We start from the raw sequence: 3,545 nt of genomic DNA, 5'->3' as shown, positions 1-3,545 counted from the left end.
AAAAAACCGAGGCCGGAATACCGGAACATCGGTATCGGGCAGATATTGACGGCGTACCGTCTTCCTTTGGCGGGTCGGGTGTCGATTCTCCACCGCGTGAGCGGCGGTCTGCTGTTCATCTTCCTTCCGTTCCTGCTGTTTCTCTTCGACCAGAGCCTGACCTCCGAGTTGAGCTTCGAGGTGTTCAAGGGTTTCCTGTCCAACATCATCGTCAAGCTGATCGTGCTGGTGCTGGCGTGGGCGTTCCTGTTCCACTTCTGCGCGGGCGTGCGCCATCTGACGATGGACCTGAACCACGATTCCGTCTCGAAGGAACGCGGCAAGAGCACGTCGGCCGTGGTGCTGGTGGTGTCGTCGCTGCTGACCATCGCCTTCGCGCTCAAACTGTTCGGAGCATTCTAAAAATATGTCAGCCAATAACCGTGTCGGTTCGAAGCGCCTGGTAGTCGGCGCGCACTACGGTCTGCGCGACTGGCTCGCGCAGCGCATCACGGCCGTGATCATGGCCGTGTACACCGTGATCCTGCTCGCGCTGTTCTTCGGCGCGCACGCATTCTCTTACGACGGCTGGGCCGGCATCTTCGCGATGCAGTGGATGAAGCTCGCCACGTTCGTGACGCTGCTCGCGCTGTTCTATCACGCGTGGGTCGGCATCCGCGACATCTGGATGGACTACATCAAACCGGTTGGCACGCGGCTTCTGCTGCAGGCGTTGACGATCGTCTGGCTGCTCGCGTGTGCGGGCTACGCTGCGCAGATTCTCTGGAGAGTGTAAAGAATGGCTGCAATCAAGAATTCCCTGCCGCGTCGCAAGTTTGATGTGGTGATCGTCGGCGCAGGCGGCTCCGGCATGCGCGCGTCGCTCCAGCTGGCACGTGCCGGCCTCTCCGTCTGCGTGCTCTCCAAAGTGTTCCCGACGCGCTCGCACACCGTCGCGGCGCAAGGTGGCATCGGCGCCTCGCTCGGCAACATGAGCGAAGACAACTGGCACTACCACTTCTACGACACGATCAAGGGCTCCGACTGGCTCGGCGACCAGGACGCGATCGAGTTCATGTGCCGTGAAGCGCCGAACGCCGTGTATGAGCTCGAACACTTCGGCATGCCGTTCGACCGTAACGCCGACGGCACGATCTACCAGCGCCCGTTCGGCGGCCACACGGCGAACTACGGCGAGAAGCCGGTGCAACGCGCATGCGCGGCTGCTGACCGTACCGGCCACGCACTGCTGCACACGCTGTACCAGCAGAACGTCGCGGCGAAGACCACGTTCTTCGTCGAATGGATGGCGCTGGATCTGATCCGCGACGCCGAAGGCGACGTGCTCGGCGTGACCGCGCTGGAAATGGAAACGGGCGACGTCTATATCCTCGAAGGCAAGACCACGCTGTTCGCCACGGGCGGCGCGGGCCGGATCTTCGCGGCATCGACGAATGCGTTCATCAACACGGGTGACGGCCTCGGAATGGCGGCACGCGCAGGCATCCCGCTCGAAGACATGGAATTCTGGCAATTCCACCCGACGGGCGTCGCGGGTGCCGGCGTGCTGATCACGGAAGGCGTGCGTGGCGAAGGCGGCATCCTGCGTAACTCGAACGGCGAGCGCTTCATGGAGCGCTACGCGCCGACGCTGAAGGATCTGGCGCCGCGCGACTTCGTCTCGCGCTCGATGGACCAGGAAATCAAGGAAGGCCGTGGCGTCGGTCCGAACAAGGACCACGTGCTGCTGGACCTGTCGCACATCGGCGCAGAAACGATCATGAAGCGTCTGCCGTCGATCCGCGAAATCGCGCTGAAGTTCGCGAACGTCGACTGCATCAAGGAGCCGATTCCCGTCGTGCCGACCATTCACTACCAGATGGGCGGCATTCCGACGAACATCCACGGTCAGGTTGTCGGTACGGCGAAGGGCCAGGAAGACCCGATCAACGGTTTCTACGCCGTGGGCGAATGCTCGTGCGTGTCGGTGCACGGCGCGAACCGCCTGGGCACGAACTCGCTGCTCGACCTGGTGGTGTTTGGCCGCGCAGCGGGCAACCACATCGTCAAGCACGTGAAGGAAATCAGGGATCACAAGCCGCTGCCGGCTGACGCTGCTGATTTCGCGCTGTCGCGTCTGGCGAAGCTGGACAAGTCGACCTCGGGCGAATACGCGCAGGACGTCGCCAACGATATCCGTTCGACGATGCAGAAGCACGCGGGCGTGTTCCGTACGTCGGCACTGCTGGCCGAAGGCGTCGAGCGCATCCGCGAAGTGGCGGCACGCGTTGGCGACATCCACCTGAAGGACAAGTCGAAGGTGTTCAACACGGCGCGCGTGGAAGCGCTCGAAGTGGAGAACCTGATCGAGGTGGCGCGCGCGACGATGGTGTCGGCCGAGGCGCGCAAGGAAAGCCGTGGCGCGCACGCGCAGAACGACTTCGAACATCGCGACGACGAGAACTGGCTGCGCCATACGCTGTGGTACAGCGAAGGCGACCGCCTCGACTACAAGCCGGTGCACATGAACCCGCTGACGGTCGAATCGGTGCCGCCCAAAGCGCGTACCTTCTAAAGCACAAGTCAAAGGACCCCACACAATGGCCAAGCGTACATTCGAAATCTACCGCTACGATCCGGACAAGGATGCCGCGCCGCGCATGCAGACGTACGAGATCGAGATCGACTCGCACGAGCGCATGCTGCTCGACGCGCTGGTGAAACTGAAGGCACTGGACGAGACGCTGTCGTTCCGCCGCTCGTGCCGTGAAGGCGTGTGCGGCTCGGACGCGATGAACATCAACGGCAAGAACGGTCTGGCGTGCCTGACGAACCTGAACGACCTGCCGCAGAAGATCGTGCTGCGTCCGCTGCCGGGGCTGCCCGTGATCCGCGACATGATCGTGGACATGACGCAGTTCTTCAACCAGTATCACTCGATCAAGCCGTACCTGATCAACGACACGCCGCCGCCGGAGAAGGAGCGTCTGCAGTCGCCGGAAGAGCGCGATGAGCTCGACGGCCTGTACGAGTGCATTCTGTGCGCGAGCTGCTCGACGTCGTGCCCGAGCTTCTGGTGGAATCCGGACAAGTTCGTGGGCCCGGCGGGCCTGCTGCAGGCCTATCGTTTCATCGCGGACAGCCGCGACGAGGCGACGGGTGAGCGGCTGGACAACCTGGAAGATCCGTACCGTCTGTTCCGTTGCCATACGATCATGAACTGCGTCGATGTGTGCCCGAAGGGCCTCAACCCGACGAAGGCGATCGGCAAGATCAAGGAATTGATGGTGCGCCGGACGGTCTGAGATGGAAACGTCTCACCAGTCCGACCCGTTGCGCCGCGCGCGTCTCCGCTGGCGCGCGCGGCGCGGTCTGCTGGAAAACGATCTGATCTTTGAACGTTTTTTCAGCCGATATGAGCATGATCTCAGTGATGCGGACGTGGGCGCGCTCACGCGCCTGCTCGAACTGAGCGATAACGACCTGATGGACTTGCTGCTCGCACGCAAGGAACCGGAAGGCGACCTCGCCGACGCCGATGTCGCGCGGGTGCTGGAGATGCTGCG

The 3,545-nt window shown here is 62.7% G+C and carries 5 protein-coding genes; all 5 read left to right on the top strand.

The window, feature by feature from the left end; translation table 11 throughout:
* Positions 1 to 402: succinate dehydrogenase, cytochrome b556 subunit (gene sdhC, locus DK391_RS43985; RefSeq protein ID WP_109484268.1), on the top strand; the 402-nt coding region annotated here is incomplete at its 5' end.
* 4 nt (positions 403 to 406) lie between these two features.
* Entirely contained in the window at positions 407 to 775 is a 369-nt protein-coding gene (sdhD, locus tag DK391_RS43980; RefSeq protein ID WP_109484267.1) for a succinate dehydrogenase, hydrophobic membrane anchor protein, read from the top strand.
* 3 nt (positions 776 to 778) lie between these two features.
* Positions 779 to 2,554, top strand: coding sequence for a succinate dehydrogenase flavoprotein subunit (gene sdhA / locus DK391_RS43975; protein WP_109484266.1), 1,776 nt, complete (start codon positions 779 to 781; stop codon positions 2,552 to 2,554).
* 25 nt (positions 2,555 to 2,579) lie between these two features.
* Positions 2,580 to 3,284 carry a succinate dehydrogenase iron-sulfur subunit gene (locus DK391_RS43970; protein ID WP_109484265.1) on the top strand — a complete coding sequence of 235 codons (705 nt, stop codon included), beginning with the start codon at positions 2,580 to 2,582 and terminating at the stop codon, positions 3,282 to 3,284.
* A 1-nt stretch (position 3,285) separates the two neighbouring features.
* The coding region (locus DK391_RS43965; RefSeq protein ID WP_109484264.1) for a succinate dehydrogenase assembly factor 2 at positions 3,286 to 3,545 on the top strand (260 nt) is incomplete at its 3' end.

Origin of the sequence: Paraburkholderia sp. C35 (genome assembly GCF_003121405.1) — a bacterium.
GTDB lineage: Bacteria > Pseudomonadota > Gammaproteobacteria > Burkholderiales > Burkholderiaceae > Paraburkholderia.
Note: the sequence above shows the minus strand (reverse complement) of the source record. Positions and strands in the feature narration are given on the sequence as shown.